At 66.4% G+C, this 20,116-nt stretch carries 20 protein-coding genes and 1 pseudogene; 12 read left to right on the top strand and 9 right to left on the bottom strand.

Annotation, left to right across the window (positions count from 1 at the left end):
- Positions 1-2: 2 nt before the first annotated feature.
- The 5 genes from A5699_RS16985 to A5699_RS30170 are packed head-to-tail and all read right to left on the bottom strand — an operon-like array spanning position 3 to position 5,080.
- Positions 3-1,565, bottom strand: coding sequence for an ABC transporter ATP-binding protein (locus tag A5699_RS16985; RefSeq protein ID WP_067771218.1), 1,563 nt, complete (start codon positions 1,563-1,565; stop codon positions 3-5).
- Positions 1,562-2,443 carry an ABC transporter permease gene (locus A5699_RS16980; RefSeq protein WP_067771216.1) on the bottom strand — a complete coding sequence of 294 codons (882 nt, stop codon included), beginning with the start codon at positions 2,441-2,443 and terminating at the stop codon, positions 1,562-1,564. The genes A5699_RS16985 and A5699_RS16980 overlap by 4 nt, the downstream gene beginning before the upstream one ends.
- The gene (locus A5699_RS16975) at positions 2,440-3,417 is read right to left on the bottom strand and encodes an ABC transporter permease (protein ID WP_157561304.1); all 978 of its coding nucleotides are present in this window, start codon (positions 3,415-3,417) and stop codon (positions 2,440-2,442) included. Before A5699_RS16975 ends, A5699_RS16980 begins: the two co-directional genes overlap by 4 nt.
- Positions 3,414-4,955, bottom strand: coding sequence for an ABC transporter substrate-binding protein (locus tag A5699_RS16970; protein WP_369806711.1), 1,542 nt, complete (start codon positions 4,953-4,955; stop codon positions 3,414-3,416). Before A5699_RS16970 ends, A5699_RS16975 begins: the two co-directional genes overlap by 4 nt.
- A complete protein-coding gene (locus A5699_RS30170) occupies positions 4,952-5,080 on the bottom strand; it encodes a hypothetical protein (RefSeq protein WP_255378827.1) in 129 nt (42 codons plus the stop codon). Before A5699_RS30170 ends, A5699_RS16970 begins: the two co-directional genes overlap by 4 nt.
- A 5-nt stretch (positions 5,081-5,085) precedes the next feature.
- Here A5699_RS30170 and A5699_RS16965 point away from each other — a divergent pair, with 5 nt between their 5' ends.
- Together A5699_RS16965 and A5699_RS16960 are read left to right on the top strand one after the other, a co-directional pair.
- Complete coding sequence (locus A5699_RS16965) at positions 5,086-5,619, top strand: hypothetical protein (protein WP_067771213.1); 534 nt, start codon at positions 5,086-5,088, stop codon at positions 5,617-5,619.
- On the top strand, positions 5,616-6,695 hold the full coding sequence (locus A5699_RS16960) for a DUF4185 domain-containing protein (RefSeq protein WP_067771212.1): 1,080 nt from the start codon (positions 5,616-5,618) through the stop codon (positions 6,693-6,695). The genes A5699_RS16965 and A5699_RS16960 overlap by 4 nt, the downstream gene beginning before the upstream one ends.
- Before the next feature lie 3 nt (positions 6,696-6,698).
- On the opposite strand, the gene A5699_RS16955 is transcribed toward A5699_RS16960, so the two are convergent.
- A complete protein-coding gene (locus A5699_RS16955) occupies positions 6,699-7,445 on the bottom strand; it encodes a 3-oxoacyl-ACP reductase family protein (RefSeq protein ID WP_067771210.1) in 747 nt (248 codons plus the stop codon).
- Between the two features lie 67 nt (positions 7,446-7,512).
- On the opposite strand from A5699_RS16955, the gene A5699_RS16950 reads away from it, so the two are divergent.
- Positions 7,513-8,625 (top strand): dihydrodipicolinate reductase, encoded by a 1,113-nt coding sequence (locus tag A5699_RS16950; RefSeq protein ID WP_067771230.1) that lies wholly within the window; start codon positions 7,513-7,515, stop codon positions 8,623-8,625.
- 63 nt (positions 8,626-8,688) lie between these two features.
- Entirely contained in the window at positions 8,689-10,479 is a 1,791-nt protein-coding gene (locus tag A5699_RS16945) for an Hsp70 family protein (RefSeq protein WP_067771229.1), read from the top strand.
- Positions 10,480-10,495: 16 nt separating this feature from the next.
- On the opposite strand, the gene A5699_RS29985 is transcribed toward A5699_RS16945, so the two are convergent.
- Positions 10,496-10,726, bottom strand: a complete 231-nt coding sequence (locus tag A5699_RS29985) for a thermonuclease family protein (protein WP_231965745.1) — start codon at positions 10,724-10,726, stop codon at positions 10,496-10,498.
- Between the two features lie 81 nt (positions 10,727-10,807).
- Between A5699_RS29985 and A5699_RS16935 the strand changes: the two genes are divergently transcribed.
- Complete coding sequence (locus A5699_RS16935; RefSeq protein ID WP_067771209.1) at positions 10,808-12,031, top strand: tyrosine-type recombinase/integrase; 1,224 nt, start codon at positions 10,808-10,810, stop codon at positions 12,029-12,031.
- 398 nt (positions 12,032-12,429) lie between these two features.
- Complete coding sequence (locus A5699_RS16930; protein WP_099962892.1) at positions 12,430-14,409, top strand: tyrosine-type recombinase/integrase; 1,980 nt, start codon at positions 12,430-12,432, stop codon at positions 14,407-14,409.
- Positions 14,410-14,440: 31 nt separating this feature from the next.
- On the opposite strand, the gene A5699_RS16925 is transcribed toward A5699_RS16930, so the two are convergent.
- Complete coding sequence (locus A5699_RS16925) at positions 14,441-14,800, bottom strand: Rv2640c family ArsR-like transcriptional regulator (RefSeq protein ID WP_003887760.1); 360 nt, start codon at positions 14,798-14,800, stop codon at positions 14,441-14,443.
- Positions 14,801-14,901: 101 nt separating this feature from the next.
- Between A5699_RS16925 and A5699_RS16920 the strand changes: the two genes are divergently transcribed.
- The 6 genes and pseudogenes from A5699_RS16920 to A5699_RS16895 all read left to right on the top strand — a co-directional run bounded on the left by A5699_RS16920 (position 14,902) and on the right by A5699_RS16895 (position 18,644).
- Positions 14,902-15,378 carry an ArsI/CadI family heavy metal resistance metalloenzyme gene (locus tag A5699_RS16920; RefSeq protein ID WP_013470142.1) on the top strand — a complete coding sequence of 159 codons (477 nt, stop codon included), beginning with the start codon at positions 14,902-14,904 and terminating at the stop codon, positions 15,376-15,378.
- A 57-nt stretch (positions 15,379-15,435) separates the two neighbouring features.
- Positions 15,436-15,948: a DinB family protein gene (locus A5699_RS16915; RefSeq protein ID WP_013470141.1), complete on the top strand. Its 513-nt coding sequence runs from the start codon at positions 15,436-15,438 to the stop codon at positions 15,946-15,948.
- 43 nt (positions 15,949-15,991) lie between these two features.
- Positions 15,992-16,366 (top strand): metalloregulator ArsR/SmtB family transcription factor, encoded by a 375-nt coding sequence (locus tag A5699_RS16910; RefSeq protein WP_003887763.1) that lies wholly within the window; start codon positions 15,992-15,994, stop codon positions 16,364-16,366.
- Positions 16,363-17,507, top strand: a pseudogene (arsB, locus tag A5699_RS16905) (ACR3 family arsenite efflux transporter); the annotation flags it as partial. The gene A5699_RS16910 and the pseudogene arsB, both read left to right, overlap by 4 nt.
- A 9-nt stretch (positions 17,508-17,516) precedes the next feature.
- Positions 17,517-18,146 carry an arsenate reductase ArsC gene (locus A5699_RS16900; protein ID WP_369806713.1) on the top strand — a complete coding sequence of 210 codons (630 nt, stop codon included), beginning with the start codon at positions 17,517-17,519 and terminating at the stop codon, positions 18,144-18,146.
- A gap of 30 nt (positions 18,147-18,176) precedes the next feature.
- Positions 18,177-18,644: a low molecular weight phosphatase family protein gene (locus A5699_RS16895; protein WP_006246586.1), complete on the top strand. Its 468-nt coding sequence runs from the start codon at positions 18,177-18,179 to the stop codon at positions 18,642-18,644.
- Positions 18,645-18,950: 306 nt separating this feature from the next.
- Here the strand turns inward: A5699_RS16895 and A5699_RS16890 are convergent.
- Positions 18,951-20,116, bottom strand: a 1,166-nt coding sequence (locus tag A5699_RS16890; RefSeq protein ID WP_157561303.1) for an HAD-IC family P-type ATPase, incomplete at its 5' end; no start/stop codon positions are given.

The following is a 20,116-nucleotide window of genomic DNA, read 5'->3' as shown; positions in this document are numbered from 1 at the left end:
GGTTAGACCTTCTCACGCGGGTGCGCCGGTGGGATCGCGGCCAGCAGTGTGCGGGTGTATTCCTGCTCCGGGGCGGTGAACAACCGCTCGGCCGGGCCATACTCGACCACCTCGCCGGAGCGCATCACCAGCACGTCGTGGCACATGCGGTGCACCACCGCCAGATCATGTGCGATGAACAGATAGGTCAAACCGAGTTCGCGCTGCAGGTCCGTCAGCAGGTCCAGAACCCGCGCCTGCACCGACACGTCCAGCGACGCGGTGGACTCGTCGAGGATCAGCACATCGGGTTCGGTGGCCAGGGCCCGGGCGATACTGACCCGCTGCCGCTGCCCGCCGGACAGCTCATGGGGATAGCGGGAAGCGAAATCTTTTGTGAGTCCGACCATTTCGAGAAGCTGGGTGACGCGATCGGCGCGGCCGCGACGGCCGGTGGCCAGCCGGTGCACGCGTAGCGGCTCACCGATCGCGGAGCTGACCCGGGCGCGAGGATCGAGCGAGGCAAACGGATCCTGGAACACCAGGCTGATCCGCCGACGCACGTCGCGCCCGCCGGCGACGACATCGAGTCCGTCGAGCGTGGCAGTGCCGGCCGACGGGGTGGCCAACCCGGTCAGCGCGGCGGCCACGGTCGACTTGCCCGACCCCGATTCGCCGACGATCCCGAGTGTGGTGGCCCGCCGGATATCGAACGACACGCCCTTGACCGCGTGCACCGCACCGTAGTGAACATCAATTCCGTTGACCCGCAACATGTCCGGTGCGTCTGCCGGAGCGGGATCGGGCCCGGCGCCGTCAACCAGTGGGCGGGCCTCGAGGAGTTCCCGGGTGTAGGAGTGTTGCGGATGGTCGAACACGTCGAGGATCGGTGCCTGCTCGACGACCTCGCCGTCGCGCAGCACGGTCACCCCGTCGGCAACCTGACCGATGACACCGAGATCGTGGCTGATCCACACGACCGCCGTGCCGAAATCCCGCTGCAGGTCGGCGATCAGGTCGATGATCTGAGCCTGGGTGGTGACGTCGAGGGCGGTGGTCGGCTCGTCGGCGATGAGCAGTTCGGGATCGCAGGCCAGCGCGATCGCGATCATCACTCGCTGGCGTTGCCCGCCGGACAGTTGGTGCGGGTAGTTGTCGAGTCGATCCGGCGGAAGGCCGACCGCCTCAAGCAGCTCACCGGCCCGGACGCGCGCCTGACGCCGGGTGGTCGTGCGGTGGGCCTGCAGGGTTTCGGTGATCTGACGTTCCAGCGTCAGCAGCGGGTTCAGCGATGTCCCGGGATCCTGGAACACGAAGCCGATCCGGCTGCCGTGCACGGCGCGCAGCGTGCGGGCCGACGCCCCGATCAACTGCTCGCCACCGGACAGCGTGCTGCCGCCGGTGACCACCGCTCCCGGTGCATCCAACAGGCCGGTGGCGGCGAGCACGGTCATGGACTTGCCCGAGCCCGACTCGCCCACGATGCCGACCGTCTGCTCACGGTGCACCGTGAACGACACACCCTTCACGATCTCGCGGCGGCCGATCCGCACGCGCAGGTCGTCGACCTCCAACACCGGTTTCACTGCCGGCCTGCCCTTCTCGCCTCGATCGAGGTGCGCTGTTTGGGATCGAGCACATCGCGCAGCCCGTCGCCGAACAGGTTGAACGCCAACACCATCACGAAGATCGCCGCGCCTGGGAACACGGCCATCCACCACGCCAGGGTGACGAAGCCTTGGGCATCGAAGATCATCCGGCCCAGCGAGGGCTGCGGCGGCTGGATGCCCAGCCCCAGAAATGACAGCGCCGCCTCGGCCAGGATCGCGAACGCCAGCGACAGCGACAGCTGAACGATCAACGGCCCGGCGATGTTCGGCAGGATGTGCCGGACCAGGATGTAGCCGTCGCCGGTGCCCATGCTGCGGGACACCGCGACGAACGGCTCCACCCGCACACCCAACGCCGAGGCCCGCGCCACCCGGGCGAAGATCGGGATGTAGACGATCCCGATGGCCAGCATCGTGGTGGTGACGCCCGGGCCCAGCACCGCCACGATCGCCAACGCCAGCAGCAGCACCGGGAAAGCGAACATCACATCGACGACGCGCATCACCACGGTGTCGATCCACCCACCGCGGTAACCGGCGACCACGCCGATCAACACCCCGGCCACCGCGGCCAGCAGCACCGAAACCACCGCCACCCGAAGCGATGCCGCGATCGCCACCAGCACGCGGGAGAACACGTCACGGCCAAGCTCATCGGTACCGAACCAGTGCGCTGCGCTGGGGCCCTGAAGTGCGCTGGGCACGTCGATGTCGTTGATGCCGTACGGGGCGATCCATGACGAGGCGACCGCCACCACCGCGACCGTGAGCAGCACCGCGGCGCTGACCGCCGTCACCGGATTGGCCAACAGCAGCCGCCAGGACGCGACGCGGGAGTTCTGGGTGGTGGTCATGACAGCCGGATCCTCGGGTCGACGAGGGCATACAGGACATCCACCAGCAGGTTGATCAACAGGAACAGCACCGCGATCAACAGCACCGCGCCCTGGATCACCGGGTAATCCCGTGCCGCAACGGAATTGAATACCAGTCGGCCCAAACCGGGCCAGGCGAACACCACCTCCACCACGATCACCCCGCCGAGGATCGTGGCCAGCTGAATTCCGGTGATGGTCAACACCGGAAGCAACGCGTTGCGCACGATGTGGCGGAAGGTCACCACCTGGGGCGCCAGCCCCTTCGACCGTGCGGTTCGGACATAGCCCATGGCGGCGACCTCCAGCACCGCCGAGCGCACATAGCGGGTCATGATCGCACCGGCCACCAGACCCACCGTCAGCCCGGGCAGGATGATGTGGCGCAACCAGCCGCCCGGATCACTCAGCAGGGGCCGGTACCCGGAGGTCGGCAGCCAGCCCAGTGTCGAGGCGAACAACCCGATCAGCAGGATGCCCAACCAGAAATCCGGCACCGATACGCCGAACTGGCTGCCGATCCGCACGATCGCATCACTGAGCCGGCCCTCCCGCAGTGCGGAGAAGATCCCGGCGGGCACGGCGATCGCCAGCGCGATCAGGATGCCGACCACGCCGAGGGACAGCGTCGCCGGGAGCCGGTCGAGCAGGGTGACGGTGACCGGGTCGCCGTTGCGGAAGCTGACGCCCAGATCTCCGGTCAGCGCCGAGCCGAGGTAGGAGAAGAACTGTTCGACGATGGGGCGGTCCATGCCGCTGGCCGCCCGCAGTGCGTCGTAGGCCTGTGGGGTGTAGCGCGTCCCGAGCGCGATGCGGACCGGGTCCCCGGGGACCAGGTGTACCAGGGCAAATACCACGATCAGCACGCCGACGAGGACGACCGCCGAGTACACCAGCCGTCGGGCCAGAAACTCGGCGATCGGATGTCTTTCCCGGAATGCGGTCAGGTTCACCGGTTTTCCCCTCGATCCAGGTCGGCGGTGCGGAAGCGGACGGCACCGTCGCGGCGCACCTGGTAACCCGACAGGTTGTTGGCCCAGGCCTGGATCACCGACGGGTTGTACAGGTAGATGTAGCTCACCTGGTCGGCGATCCGGGTGGCGGCCTTGGCGTAGAGGTCTTTCCGCTTGGCGACATCGGTCTCGGTGCGGCCGGCGTCCAACAAGCGGTCGACCTCGGGATCGGAGAATCTCTGGGCGTTGCTGGTCCCGTCGGTGTGGTGCTGTGCGTAGTAGAAGTCGTCCGGATCGATGTTGCCCAGCCAACCCATCATCAGCATGTCGAAGTGGCCGGTGTTCTGTTCGTCGAGCCAGGTGGCGAAGTCAACCGTGCGGATGTTCACCGTGATGCCAAGGGGCGCAAGGTTGTCGGCGATGATCTGACCCGCCGTCACCGTCTCGGGATACTCACTGGTCACCAGCATGTCGAGGTTGTGGGGAGCGGCACCGGCGTCCTGGAGCAGCCGCCGTGCCTGGTCCAGGTCATACCGGTAGCGGTGGTATTCGGTGAACCACGGACTACCGCGCGGGATGGCCAGTTGGTTGACGGCCGCGGTGCGATAGCTCGTCGCCGCCGCGATCGCGTCGCGGTCGATGCCGTAGGCGATCGCCTGGCGGACCCGGGGATCGTTCCACGGCGTGCGGACCTCGTTCAGCGCCAGATACCAGTAATCGTTACCGGGGATCACCGCCAGCGTCAGAGAGTCGTCGTCGCGCAGCTGGGCCACGCGCTGCGGTGGCACCGAATCCGTCCAGTCGATCTCGCCGGCCTGCAACGCCGACAACGCGGTGGAGGGCTCGGAGATGAACCGGAACGTCACGCCCGACACCGGGGGAGCGCCGCCCCAGTACTGCGGGTTGGCCTTCAGCGTGATCGAGTCACCGCTGCGGCGTCCGGCGAACGAGAACGGGCCGGTGCCGATGGGATGGGTGGCGATCTGGCCGCTCTCGACGTTGGCGCGCTGCACGATCGCCATGCCCTTGAACCCGCCCAGGTTGGTCAGCAGGTTGGGCGTCGGTTGTCGGACCGTGATCTGCACGGTGGCCGGATCGGGCGCGCTGACGTCGGTGACCGCACTGAACTTGTCCACATTCGTCAGTTGTTCGTCGATGATGCGACGGTAGGAGTACACGACGTCTGCGGCGGTCAACTCGGTGCCGTCATGCCAGCGCACGCCGTCGCGCAGGTGAAACGTCCAGACGAGTTGGTCGGGGCTGACTTCCCAGGACTGCGCCAGCGCGGGACGCATCTGCAGGTTCTCGTCGGGTTCGACGAGCGTGTCGAAGACGTTCTCCAGCACCTCGAAGGAGAAGTAGGCACTGGTGCGATGCGGGTCGAGTTGGTCGGGTTCCCCGGCGATCGCCGCGATCAGATTGCCCGACGATCCGGCGCCGAGGTCCACCCGGCTGCCCGTCGAACACGCCGCCGAACAGGCAGCCAGCACGAACACCAGGACTACTGCCAACGCTTTCACCGCTGGTCGTGTTGTCACGATCTCTCCAGGGTCACCGCGGGCGATCCGCCGATCCGCTCGCCCGCTGGGGCCGCCCCGGCGGGCCGGACAGGGCTGTCCGGACCCATATCGGTGACGGCGCTGATGAAGACTGCGATACTCACCCATTGTGACGTTCAAGCGAATCGCCGCCACGGCCGCCCTGACTATCGCGTTCGCCACCGGGGTCAACTCCTGGACGGCCGCACCGGCGCAGGCCGAACCCGTGATGCAGGGTGTGTACAACTACCTGCAGGAAGGCCTCGGGCACGAGACGTGGTCGATCTACCCCTCGTGTGTGCCGACGGTCGGAGATCTGCGTGAGCCGCTCGAGCTCGCGGTAGCCTGCCGGTTGCACGTCGCGTCGTCGCGCGGCACCAAGGGCGGCGATGCGCGACTGACCGGCGGGCAGTGGGTCTACTCGACCGACGTGCTCGAAGGCATCCAATGCGCCGACGGCACGTGGGCGAAGACCAACGAGACGTACAAATTCGACGACGTGTCGCTGACCGGCACCCGCTCGGTCTCCAACAATGCCGATTGCGGGCTGGCGCCTGCGGTGCACACCTTCCCGTTCACCTTGAAATACGATCGACCGCTGCCGATTCCGGTCGACGTCTATCCGCTGAACTGTCAGACCTGGGGCCTGCGCTTGTGCATATGAGCGGTGCCGTCCCGCTGCTCGACGGCAAGGTCGCCGACATCACCGGCCCCGGCCGCACCGACCGGTTCGGGGTCACCTGCACCGACCTCGGTGCGTCGGTGACCGCCCCCAACGGCAAGTTGGTGTCGGTGTTCGGCGACACCTTCTCGGGACACCGTGTCGGACAAGGAGATTGGCGGTCCCCGGTGGTGCTGATCGGCACCGGTGATGCCAACCACGAGATCGTCTACGAATCGGCCGGCGGCCCCGATCCTGCCTACGCGCGACAGCTCTGGCATTACATTCACGACGACGCTGCCTCGGGCTGGCGCCGCGGCGGTATCAGCACCGTGATCCCATCGGATCTGCTGTGCGTCGGTGACTCGCTGTATCTGCATGCGATCGTCAACCGCGGCTTCGGCACGGTGGCATGGACCGAGATCTGGCGCTCCGACGACTGTGGAGTGTCCTGGATGCATCTGGGTGAGCACGCCAAGTTCCCGGCCGATCTCCATGACGGCCACGCCCAGTGCTGGTCGTGGGACTTCGATTCCGACGACGGCTGGGTGTACGTGGCAGCCACCGGTTTTCAGCGCGACAAGGGCATCATCCTGATGCGCGTGCGCCCAGAGGACATCGGCCGACGTTCGCAGTACTGGAGTTGGGGTTTCACCGGCGGGCATTGGGGTTGGGGCCGGCGGGCCACGCCCATCACGCCGGTCGGTGAGCGCTGGGGCGAATTGACGTTCCGTCGCACCGCGCCTGGCACCTGGGTGCTGGGCGGATTTCTGGCGTCCTCCTATGCGCTGGGCTACCGGGTGGTGGCCGCACCGGTGGCCAACCTGCACACCACACCGATCCAGACCCCGATCCTCGGGTCGTCGTGGGAAGCCGAGGATCACGCGGCCGGCCAGGTGGCCCAGCTCTACGGCGGCTACCTGCTGCCGGGCTCCCGGTTCGGGATCACCGGTGGCGTCGGGCTGGTGGTCTCGCAATGGCACACCAAAGGCGGATGGCCCTACCGGGCAATGCAATTCAAGGCCAAGCTGAAGGACACCGCCGCGACGCCGGAGCCGCCGGACCCCGTCAACCTGTGAGCCTCAGGCGGTGAATCCGCCGTCGACGTTCCAGTTGGCGCCGGTGACGTATCCCGACTCGTGGCCGGCCAAAAAGCTCACCACCGCGGCGATGTCGCTGGTGTGCCCGTAGCGGCCCAGTGCGGTGGTCTGCCTTACCGCGTCGGCGAATTCACCTTCATCGGGGTTCAGGTCGGTGGCGATCGGCCCGGGCTGCACGTTGTTGACGGTGATCCCGCGCGGACCCAACTCGCGGGCCAGCGCCCGGGTCAGCGACGAGACCGCGCCCTTGGTCATGGCGTATACAGCCGTCCCACCGGTGGGCACCCGATCGGCGTTGATACTGCCGATGTTGATGATCCGTGAACCCTCCCCGAGATGGCCGACGGCACTGCGGATCGCCGAGTACACCCCGCCGATGTTGACCGCCACCAGACGGTCGAACTGCTCCTGCGTGAACTCGTCGATCGGCGCGATATGGGCTGTCCCGGCGTTGTTCACCAGCACATCCAGCCCGCCCAGGGCCGCCACCGCCTGCTCGACCGCGGCCGAAACCTGCGCCGGGTCGGCACTGTCGGCCTGGATCGGGACCGCGGTTTGACCGTTCGCGGCCACCTCGGCGGCCAGCTTCTCGGCCTCGACCGCCGAGGCCCCGTAGGTGAACGCCACCGCGGCGCCGTCGGCGGCCAGCCGTCGCACGATCTCGGCGCCGATACCGCGGGAACCACCGGTTACCAGTGCCCGGCGGCCTGTCAAAGTCGAAGTGGTCATGATGTCGGTCCTTCGTGGATGGTCGATGAACGCGAATGATGTTGGGATCAAAGCCGATCGCGCCCGGATGATTCCCCATGTGACTCAGATCACCTATGGTGGGTCCGTGACGAAACACGTCGTGGTCTGGGGCACCGGTTTTGTGGGCAGCATGGTGATCGCCGAGATCCTCAAACATCCGCAGTTCGAACTCGTCGGCGTAGGGGTCAGCAATCCGGACAAGGTGGGCCGCGATGTGGGGGAGATCTGCTCGCTCGGCGCTGCGGTCGGGGTCAAGGCCACCGATGACATCGAGGCGCTCATCGCGCTGAAGCCCGACGCTGTCGTGCACTACGGGCCCACGGCCGCGCATGCCGACGTCAACATCGACGTGATCACGCGGTTCCTGCGGGCCGGCATCGACGTCTGCTCCACCGCGATGACGCCCTGGGTGTGGCCGCAGATGCATCTCAACCCGCCGGCGTGGATCGAACCCATCACCGAGGCCTGCGAGGTGGGCGGGGCGTCGTGCTTCACCACCGGCATCGACCCCGGATTCGCCAACGACCTGTTCCCGATGACCTTGATGGGGTTGTGCTCCGAGGTGCGCCGCGTGCGGGCCTCGGAGCTGCTGGACTACACGAACTACACCGGCGATTACGAATTCGAGATGGGCATCGGCAAGCCGCCCGAGCACCGAGCCCTGCTGGAGACCCCGGACATCCTCATCTTCGCCTGGGGCGCAACGGTTCCGATGATCGCGCAGGCCGCCGGGATCGAGCTCGACGAGATCACCACCACGTGGGACAAGTGGATCACCCCCGACGAACGCAAATCGGCCAAGGGCATCATCGCGCCCGGCAATGTGGCCGCGGTGCGGTTCACCATCAACGGCATCTACCGCGGCGAGACCCGCATCCAGCTCGAGCACGTCAACCGCATCGGTCTGGATGCCGCCCCGGACTGGCCGTCGGGAAACGACAACGACGTCTACCGCGTCGACATCGAAGGGACTCCGAGCATCTCTCAGGAGACCGCCTTCCGGTTCACCGACGGCTCGGGGCGCGATGCCGCGGCCGCCGGGTGCCTGGCCACCGGTCTGCGAGCACTGAACGCCGTCCCCGCGGTCAACGACCATTCGCCAGGTTGGGTGACACCCCTGGATCTACCACTGATTCCCGGCCTGGGCACCATTCGCTGAGTAACGCCCGCCCCGTCAAATGAGATGGACTACCGGATAGGGTTCTTCTCGAAACGGGGTGACATGGCTGACGGGATCGGGTTGTCGATCGGATCGACAACCCTCAGGGCGGTGCTGGTGGGCCGGGCCGCGGTGACGCGGTCGCCGGTGCTCACCGTCTACCCGCACCGGCCTGCCGAGGTAGGCGTACCCAACGAGAATCCGAACCTCAACGAGCGTGGGCTGATCCTCACCGACTTCGTCGACCGGGTGGGCGACCCGGTGGGGATCCTGGCCTCCGACGGTTCGACGCATCGCGGCGAGGACCTGCTCGCCGAGGCGCTCGCGGCGCTGTTGCGTGCGCTGACCCGGGGACGCCCACCGGTCGACCCCATTTCGATCACTCACCCCGCACACTGGCGACCCAATCAGGTCGGGACTCTTCGGGCTGCGCTGGCGGCTCTTGGAGAATTCGGCGATCCGGCGCTGACCCCGGATGCGTCGGCGGCGCTCGTCGCGCTGCAGGACGATCCGGGGGTGCCCACGCGCGGCGTGATCGCGCTGTGCGACTTCGGCGGCAGTGGCACCAGCATCACGCTGGCCGATGCCGGCAACGGCTTCCAGCCGATCGCGCCGACCATCCGCCACCCCGACCTCTCCGGCGACCTGATCGATCAGGGCCTGCTCACCCACGTGGTCAACGACCTGTCCGAGGCCGGGACGATCGACCTGGCGAGCACGTCGGCCATCGGCTCACTGGGCCGGCTGCGTGGTGAGTGCCGGCGGGCCAAGGAGCGGCTGTCCACCGAGTCGGTCACGGCCCTGCTCGCCGACCTGCCCGGCCACCGTAGCGAGGTTCGGCTGAACCGCCAGGAGCTCGACGAGGTGCTGGCCGACCCGCTGCGCGAGTTCACGTCGGTGCTCGACGACGCGGTGCGGCGCAGCGGGCTGCGTCCCGGTGACCTCGTGGCGGTGGCCACGACCGGTGGGGGCGCCCGGATCCCGGCGATCACCACGGCGTTGTCCGAACACGCACGCCTGCCGGTGATCACCGCGGCGCAACCGGAACTCACCGCGGCGATCGGTGGCGGTCTGATCGCCGTGCGTGGCATTGCCGAGGACGGCATGACGGCGTTGGCGCCTGCCCCGGCAGCCGCGCCCGAGACCATGGCCGCGGCGCTGGTGGCTCCCGAGCCGCCCGCCGCGCCTCAGGCGTTGGCCTGGTCGGACGCGCAGGACGTGCCCGATGTCGCGCCGGTCGAGGAGTACGGTGCCGATCTCGACGCCGGTTTCGAACCCGACGGTGGACGCACCACGGCGCGGCCTCGGCTCGAATTCGGCGAGCGTGAGCTCACCGACCACGACGAGATCGCGGCCCGCCCCTGGTATCGCCGACCGCCGGTGATGGTGGGTGCCGGCGCCGCTGCGGTGCTGGTTGCCGTGGTGGCGGCGTTGGTGACCATCACCGGCAGCGACGAGCCCGCCGCACCGGCGAACACCACCAAGGCGGTCACCTCGACGACGCCGGCCGCAGACGACGCACCCGCGCCGGCCCCGCCGGCCGACGACCCTGCGCCGCAACAAGTCCCACAGACCGTGACCGAACAGGCACCTGCTCCGCAGACCGTGACCCAGACCGTTGAGCAACCTGCGCCAGAGGCTCCGCCGGTGACGGAGAACCCGCCACCGGCCGAGACGCCCACTGCCACAACACCTCCGGCCACCGAAGCGCCACCGACGACGACCGAAGCGCCGGTGACCACCACACAGGCGCCGACCACGACGCACACGCCATGGAGTCCGACCGCGCCGTACCCGACGATCCCGGGCCTGCCGTGGGTTCCGGCGCCCGGCGGTGGTCACACCGGGGGCTGAGGCTCTACCGCAGGTCTCAGCGAGGTACCGACTCCGTGTTGCCGTGACACGGCGGGCCCCACAGCCCCCGATGTGCCTGTTGCGCTTCATGTTCGGCAGCCGCGATTGCGCTGTATCGGGCCACCGGATGACCGCCGTAGATGTACGCGTGGGCCATACCGGCGCGGGCCGCTTCCACCGAGTAATCCCAACCGTCGGCACGCACCAGGTAGGCCAGCGTGCGGTTAACTGCAGTTGGATGATCCACGTGGTGCGGCTGTGCAGGCTCAACTTGTCGGCCGGTGCGTTTAGTCTCCACGCAGATTGAACTTCCGGACCAGGGGCTGTGATGGATGACGGGATCGAACCGAGACTTGTGGAGGTTCTCGATGTCCCGAGGCTTGGTGCGGTCGTTCGCGGCAATGCGGGCTCGTTGCCGTGGCGTTTGGTCGACGAGTCGGGTGCCGGCGTAAACCACGTCAATCTGTGGTTGGCCGACCTGTTCGCGTGCGACAACTCGCCTGCGACGCTGCGCGCCTATGCGTACGACCTACTGAGCTGGAGTCGTTTCCTCGGCGCACTGCAGGTTTCGTGGACTCAGGCAACGCGGGGCGAAGTCCGGGACTGGGTGAGGTGGTACCGGTGTCGCGCGAACCCGCAACGACGCCGCGGATCGAGTGCGGATACTCATCGGCCGACCCCAGGTTCTGTGAACGAGCGGACGGGCAAGGCCTACCTGGAGTCTTCCTACGCGCGGTCGTCGATGAATCGCAGACTGTCGTCGCTCAGTGGCTTCTACGAGTTCGCCCTGGAGTCGGATCTCGGGCCGCTCATCAACCCGGTACCGAAATCGCGCGACGATCTCACTCGACTCGACGTGCACCGCCAGCACTTCGATAACCCGCGCCCCCAAAAGCGCGCGCCTTATCGGCAGAAGCTAGTGGAACGTGCGCCGCGCGCGCTCAGCGACGACCTGTACGAGGAGGTATTTGCATCGCTGAGAACAAACCGCGACCGTGCCATTGTCGCTACGGCGATCTCCTCTGGTTTACGCGCCAGTGAACTGCTCAGCATGCGGCGGGGGATGCTCCATGCCGCCGACCAAACCGCCGATGTAATACCCAAGGGCGGGAATGGAAGTCGTGTCATGGTCCGTATCAGTCCCACTGCGTATCTCTGGATCGCCCGGTACCTTGCTGAGCGCCCCGTGGGTCCGCCTGAAGAGCCAGTCTGGCTGACATTGCGCGGCACACCGCGGCCGCTGAGCTATTGGGCAATGCGACAGATCCTTGAACGCAGCAACGCGCTGCTGGGCTCCAACGTCACGATGCATGACTTCCGGCACACCTTCTGCATGCGTCTCGCCCAGGACGAGAACATGACCATCGCGGAAATGCAGGAGCTGATGCGGCACGCGTCGATCGCCAGCACCACACGCTACCTGCGACTCACCGTAGCCGAACTCGTCGACAAACTTGATCAGCACTGGAATAGACCCCCGTCACCGCAGCCCACGCCGGCGAAAGGCTATGCGGCAGAAGATCTCCAAGTTCTTTTCGGTCGGGCATTCTGATGGCGCGGGTGCTCACGCGTGCCCAGTCGCTGGCGAGTTCGTCTGCGTTTGCCAACCATCCAGTCGAAGTACTGCCTTCGCTGTCCCCGACGCCCGAGGACCATCCGTGGTTCGGAAACACTGTCACCTGCGCCGAACGTGAACGCATCATCACTGCGGGACTTCCGCTCGTGATGGCACGGATGAGTGAGAAGTACCGCAGCGAGGCAGTAGCCCGCAGCGGTGCACGGCTCTGGCTGAGTCGCCTATTGGACTGGCTGGATGGCTTTGTCGGCGACAGTTATCAAGACCGTTGGATCGCCAGCGATTCCGATCGCCAGCCGAAGGCGTGGTGCCCAGCCTTATCAACCGGATCGCATACACGGCTTGGGGCAAGGCTGTCGATCAACGCACTCATAATGCTGGGGGTCATTCGTCCCGGCCATGACTGGTTGATCGAGAACAAGCAGGCGCGGTTCTACCGTGACTGGACGACCACGCACGAACCGAAGGCGTGGGATCGCTACTTCGCCGCCGCGGAGCACGAGGGCGCACCGGAAGTGAAGAAATGGCGAACCGCCACCCACCTGGTACGTATCAGCATCTGCAACGGGCTGCCAATCACCGAGCTGCACAGCCAGCATGTGTTGGCCTACCGAGACTTTCTCGTCTCGACCGGCAGGATGCCGGGGGATCTTCTCGCCATGTGGCACTACGGACGCCGCGGCGGACTGTTCGCCGGTGAAGCCGACGACCTGCGGCACTACCTCATCGCCAAACGTCTCAGTCCCACCGAACTGGTCGACCGCTTCAATGTGCGAGCTCCCAGCGTGCGAGGACTGTTGATCGCCTACCTCGCCGAGATCGCCGTCGGTCAGGACTACGCCAGCCTGGACGGAACCAGCCGAAACCTGGTGAAGCTGTTCTGGAAACCGATCGAAGACGCCAACCCCGGCATCGACACAATCAGTTTGACGAAGGCCCAGGCATCCGCCTGGAAAGAGTGGTTGCGCACCAAACCGGATGGGACTCCGCGCCGGCACGCCGAGAGCATTCTGGGAGCGGTCCGCAGCTTCTACCTCGACGTGGCTGCCTGGTCCCACGAGGATCCCTCGACGTGGGCCCATTGGGCTGTCTCATGCCCGGTCAGCATCCGCGACGTCCGAGGCCAGCAGAAGCGCCGGGCCCAGCGGGCACACCGCATGCATGCCCGCACCCGCACCCTCACCCCGCACGTCGATGCACTCGTCGCTGCAGCCCGGCGGGCGTACGTGCAAGCAGCAGAGCTGCAAGCGGTCGCGACGACAGCGCCGTTCGGTGAACCGTTCGCCGTGCACGGGAGCACCTACATCAAGCACACACCGGGCAAGCGGGCCGACCGAGTGCGCATCCATGTTCTGCAGGATGGATCGGAGAAGCGGGTTGACATCCACTACACCGTGACACGGGCCTTCATGACCTGGACGATCATCGAGGTGTTGCGCCACACCGGTATCCGGATCGAAGAGATGCTGGAGCTGACCCATCTGAGCATCAAGCAGTACCGCAAACCCGATGGCACCGTGATACCGCTCCTGCAGATCGCACCGAGCAAGACCGATCAGGAGCGGATATTTCCCTGCAGCCCGGAGTTGACCACCACCTTGGCGCGACTGGTCGAGTTCGTCAGCATCGATGGCCGCGTTCCGCTGTGCTGCCGAATCGACACACAGGAACGCCAGGTGTCGGCGCCGATGCCGCATCTGATCCAGATCCGAGAGGGTGGACGGTCGCGGGTAATCAACCAGTGCACGGTCCGAAAGTGGTTATCAGAGCTGGCCAACAGCATGGCCTTGAAGGACGCTGACGGTACTTCGCTGCATTTCACGCCACACGACTTTCGCCGGATCTTCATCACCGACATCGTCAACGCCGGGTTCCCGATCCATTTGGCCGCAAAGATGGTGGGCCACAACAATATCGAAGTCACGCGCGGCTACACCGCGGTGTATCAGAAAGATGTCTTCGAGGCATATGACCGGTTCATCGACAACCGTAGACAGGCACGGCCATCGGCCGAATACCGTGAGCCCACCCAAGCCGAATGGGACGAGTTCGTCGAACACTTCGGCCAGCGCCGGATCGCGCTCGGCAATTGCCACCGCCCCTATGGATCTGACTGTTCCCATGAACATGCCTGCATCCGGTGCGATTTCTGCGAGGTTGAACCGGCCCAGGCCGCAAGGCTCGATGAGATCCGTGACAACCTTCGCCTCCAGGTGGTCGAGGCCCAAAAGAACCGGTGGCTGGGCGACGTTAACCAATTACGCCTCACCATTGAGCACGCCGACCGCAAGGCGGCGAGGCTGGCAGCCCTCACCGAGGCGGCCCCGGTACTCCTTGCCGCGCACACGTCCTGACGCGAGCAGTAAGGGACCGTCCTTCTGACAGCTAGGTGCAGCAGTTGGGGTCGAGGACGACGCAGAGTGCCTGCAGGGCTTCGGGTTTGACGCGGTGAAAGACGTTCATGCCGCGCCGGTCGGAGATCACCAGCCCGGCTTTGCGGAGCTGGCCCAGGTGGTGGCTGACGGTGGATTCACTCAGGTCGAGCACCGCGGCCAGATCGCCGCTGGTCTCTTCGCCGGGGCGTGAGCTGAACAGCAGCGACATCATCTTGACCCGCACCGGGTCGGCGAGCGCCTTGAGCCGCATCGCGACCTGCAGGGCATCGGCGTCGCTGATCGGGCCCGCGGCGACCGGGGCGCAGCACACCGGGGCGGACATGTCGATCACGGGCAGCGCTTTGGGCATGACCCCATCCTGCCACCTGTCTTGACATATATCAAAAAGGTGGCATCCTGAGGTCGACGCGCCAGTTCGATATATGTCTCATCCCTAGTGGGAGGTCCATCATGTCCCGTATGCAACTCGCCCTCAACGTCGATGACCTCGACGAGGCGATCACGTTCTACACCAAACTGTTCGGCGTCGACCCCGCCAAGGTCAAGCCCGGCTATGCCAACTTCGCCGTCGCCGAGCCGCCGCTGAAGCTGGTGCTGCTGGAAAATCCCGGTAAGGGCGGCACCATCAACCACCTCGGCGTCGAGGTCCAATCCAGCGACAAGGTGCACGCCGAGATCGCCCGCCTGACCGGCGAGGGGCTGTTCACCGATGAGGAGATCGGCACCACGTGTTGCTTCGCCACCCAGGACAAGGTCTGGGTGACCGGGCCGGCCGGAGAGAAATGGGAGGTCTACACGGTGCTGGCCGACTCCGACACCTTCGGCACCAGCCCACAGCACCTCGACGATTCCGCCGACGGCGAGGGTGGGGTGTGTTGCGGCGGAGCCTCCAAGGAGGCTGACCCCGCCGCAGCGTCCTGTTGCTAGCCGATCGCACCTGCCGCGGCCGTGGTCACATGGCCGCGGCAGGCGCATGATCGGGGCATGGACCGCGATGCCATCGCTGCCGATCTGGAGCGCGCGCGTGTCACGTTCCACCAGCTACTGGCGGCCGCCGGCCCCGACGACTGGGATGCGCCGACGCGCGGAACCCGGTGGACCAACGAACAATTGCTGTTCCACATGGTGTTCGGCTACATGGTCGTGCAGCGGCTGCTGCCCCTGGTGCGGGTGATGGGCCGACTACCTGACCGCGTCAGCGGGGCATACGCCCGGTTGCTCAACGCCGCGACCACGCCGTTTCATCAAATCAACTACTACGGATCATGCGCCGCCGCCATGGTCTACAACCGGCGCAGGATGGGCGCCAAACTCGACCGGGTCATCGACTCACTGCAACACCGGCTCGCCCGCGAGACCGACGACACCCTGCGGCGCGGCATGCATTTCCCGCCGGGATGGGATCCGTTCTTCTCCGACTACATGACGCTGGAAGACGTCTACCGCTACCCCGGGCGCCACTTCGACTTCCACGCCGCCCAACTCACCTTCACCTGACGTTTCATTTGCCAACAACTTCGATATCCGTCAATATTGATGTATGTCGAAGTCGCAGGAGTCGTTGACCGACGGGGACGCGTGCTGCCCACCCGGGGCGCTGCTGCGCGAACCCCTTACCGCCGCGGACGCGGCGGACATGGCGGTCAAACTCAAAGCGCTGGCCGATCCGGTACGCCTGCAGCTGTTCTCCGCGATCGCCAGCCACGCCGGTGGTGAGGCCTGCGTCTGCGACATCTCCGCCGACATCGAGGTGTCACAACCGACCATCAGCCACCACCTCAAAGTGCTGCGCGACGCCGGGCTACTGACCTCACAGCGCCGGGCCTCCTGGGTGTACTACGCCGTGGTGCCCGACGCGCTGGCCAGCCTCGCCGTCCTGTTCGGCATTGACGCAGCCGCCGGGGTGTCGGCATGACCGACACCACCACCCCGGCCCCAGCGGTCGTGGGCAAGCTCTCCACCCTGGATCGGTTCCTGCCGCTGTGGATCGGCGCGGCGATGGTCGCCGGGTTGCTGCTGGGCCGCTGGGTTCCCGGCTTGAACACCGCGCTGGAAAGCGTTCAGCTGGACGGGATTTCACTACCCATCGCTCTTGGCCTGCTCATCATGATGTACCCGGTGCTGGCCAAGGTCCGCTACGACCGCCTCGACACCGTCACCGGCGACCGCAAGCTGCTGCTGTCCTCACTGGTCCTGAACTGGGTGCTCGGCCCCGCGCTGATGTTCGCGCTCGCGTGGCTGCTGCTGCCCGACCTGCCCGAATACCGGACCGGCCTGATCATCGTCGGCCTGGCCCGCTGCATCGCCATGGTCATCATCTGGAACGACCTGGCCTGCGGCGACCGGGAAGCCGCCGCCGTCCTCGTGGCGCTCAACTCGATCTTCCAGGTCATCATGTTCGCCCTGCTGGGCTGGTTCTATCTGTCGGTGCTGCCCGGCTGGCTCGGCCTGGAACAGACCACCATCGACACCTCCCCGTGGCAGATCGCCAAGTCCGTGCTCATATTTCTGGGCATCCCGCTGCTGGCCGGCTACCTGTCGCGCCGGCTCGGCGAGAAAACCAAGGGCCGTGACTGGTACGAGGCCAAGTTCCTGCCCCGGATCGGGCCGTGGGCGCTCTACGGGCTGCTGTTCACTATCGTGATTCTCTTTGCGCTGCAAGGCGACCAGATCACCCACCAACCGTTCGACGTCGCCCGCATCGCCCTGCCGCTACTAGCGTACTTCGCGATCATGTGGGGCGGAGGCTACCTGCTCGGCACCATGCTCGATCTCGGTTATGAGCGCACCACCACCCTGGCGTTCACCGCCGCGGGCAACAACTTCGAACTCGCCATCGCCGTCGCGATCGCCACCTACGGCGCCACCTCCGGCCAAGCCCTGGCCGGCGTCGTCGGCCCGTTGATCGAAGTCCCGGTCCTGGTCGGGTTGGTCTACGTGTCCTTGGCGTTGCGCAACCGGTTCCACCACCACACCTCCCAACACCTTCCTGCCGACGGCTCGACGACGAGAACGGAACCCAATCCATGACTGACAGCCCCGTCACCCACGAGCTTCGCCACGATCTGTCCATCGACCAGCAACTCGCCCTGAAAACCGCGGCGACCCGGCTGGGCGGTGAGTTCGATGGCACCTTCGGTACCGAAACCATCGAACGGTTCTTGCATTCATCCTACGACCAGTTCGCCGGCCGGGCCACCATTCCGAACTTCCTGCCGCTGTTGGCCGAACGGTTCGCCCGCCAACGCCTGCACGCCCTGGCGAGAGTGGAAGGAAAGATCAGCGACGGCAAACCGACCGTGTTGTTCCTGTGCACCCACAACGCCGGCCGCTCGCAGATGGCGCTGGGCTACTTCACCCACCTGGCCGGTGACCGGGCCGTCGCCTGGTCCGGTGGATCCGAACCCGGCAACGAGATCAACCCCGCCGCGATCGCTGCCATGCACGAAGTCGGTATCGACATCACTGGCGAATACCCCAAACCCTGGACCGACGAAATTGTGCAGGCGGCCGACGTCGTCATCACCATGGGCTGCGGGGACGCCTGCCCGATCTTCCCCGGGAAACGCTACGAGAACTGGGAACTGCCCGACCCCGCCGGCCAGGGCCTCGACGCCGTCCGCCCGATCCGCGACGACATCGAAGAACGCGTCCACCGTTTGTTGGCCGACCTGAACGTGCCCGTCACCCGGTAGCCGCGAAAACCTCAAGGGAACACACCGAATATGGCTGACACATCAGTGTTGTTCGTCTGCGTCAGTAACGCCGGAAAATCGGTCATGGCCGCCGGGCTCATGCGCCAGATCGCCGGACCGACCATCCACGTCAGCTCGGCGGGCACCCGCGCCAAGACCGCCGTCAACGACCTCTCGGTACAAGCCTTGGCAGAAGTCGGCGTCGACATCAGCGACCATCAGCCCGCCCAACTCACCGCGCAGATGCTCGACGACGCCGACCTGGTCGTCATCGTCGGCAGCCAAGCCCACCTCGACGAGTACTGTCCCGGCGTCACCATCCAGCGGTGGGATACCGACGAACCCTCCTTGCGCGGCATCGACGGAATCGACCGCATGCGAATCATCCGCGACGACATCACCACGCGCGTCCAGGCCTTGGCCGCCAACCTTTCCACCGCGATCACACCACCCACCGGCCAGCCATCCCGATCCAACGCGCGTATTGAGCGAAGCTAGATGTATGCGTGTGGAACTTCTCACGAGCCCGGGATGTCCGAATGCAGCGGCGGCTCGGCGCTTGCTCGCCGAGTGTCTGTCTGAGGTTGATATCGCTGAAGATGTGGTGGTGGAAAGGGTCGGTGGATATCCATCGCCAACAGTGCTCGTTGATGGTATGGATGTCATGAAGCCGGGCACTGAGCTGGCAGCTGATGCGTGCCGATTGGACCTTCCGACCAGGGATCGCGTGCTGGCGGCGCTTCGGAGTGCGACGCCGTTGACGTGATCGATCCGGGGTCTTACCCCGATGTTGCGGCCCCGAGTTCAGCTGGCTGCCGTGGTCTTCTGGTTGCGGGTGTGGGCCAGCCGGTGGGAGTCGGTTCCGGTTTCGATGATGGTGCCCCCGAGGGGCTTGGTGCGTCCGGCGCGCACGCCGTTGGCGATGACGACGATTTCGGCGAGTTCGTGCACCGCGACGACCGCGGCCAGCCCGAGGACACCGGTGAGGGCGAGCGGAATGAGCACCGTAATCAATGCCAGTGAGAGGCCGACGTTTTGCAGCATGATCCGCCTCGCGCGCCGCGCGTGGGCCAGTGCTTGGGTGAGGTGGCGCAGGTCTTCACCCATCAGCGCGACGTCGGCGGTTTCGATGGCCACGTCGGTGCCCATCGCGCCCATGGCGATACCCAAATCGGCAGTGGCCAGGGCCGGGGCGTCGTTGACGCCGTCACCGACCATGGCCGTCGAGGAACGTTGGCGCATTTGACCAATTAGCGCGGCTTTGTCTTCGGGCCGCAGATCGGCATGCACGACCTCGATGCCCACCTGCTTGGCCAATGCGTGGGCGGTCGCTTGGTTGTCACCGGTGAGCATGGCCACCTGATACCCGCCGCGGCGCAGCTGGGCGACGACGTGGGCGGCTTCGGGCCGCAGCTCATCGCGCACCGCGACTGCCCCGATGATCTGGTCGTTGTCTTCGATGAGCACGGCGGTGGCGCCGGCGGCCTGCATGGCCGCGACCTGGCCGGCCAGCGGGCCGGGGTCAAGCCAGCCGGGGCGGCCCAGCCGCAATCGACGGCCATCCCGCGCGCCGGTCAACCCGGCACCGGTGACCGCCTGCACGTCATCAGCCGGTTGCACGGGGCCCTGCGCGGCGGCGAGAATCGCTGCCGCGAGGGGGTGTTCGCTGCGGGCCTCCAACGCCGCCGCCACATCCAGCACGTGCTCGCGGGTGGCGCCGTTGGTGGTGGCGACGTCGATGACGGTGGGTGCGTTGGCGATCTCGGTGCCGGTCACGGTGGTCGCCGCGATCGGCGCGGCTAGCAAGCTCGGTGTCTTGGTCAAGGGCGGGGCGGCGCTGGAAGCCCTGGGCGCGGTCCGCACGATCGCGCTGGACAAGACAGGCACCCTGACCGCCAACGCACCCACCGTCATCGACGTCGCCACCACCAACGGCGCCACCCGCGAGCACGTGCTGGATGTGGCGGCGG

The organism is Mycobacterium sp. E802 (genome assembly GCF_001666875.1).
Taxonomy (GTDB): domain Bacteria; phylum Actinomycetota; class Actinomycetes; order Mycobacteriales; family Mycobacteriaceae; genus Mycobacterium.
The sequence above is the reverse complement of the archived record's forward strand: the minus strand, read 5'-3'. Positions and strand labels throughout refer to the sequence as shown.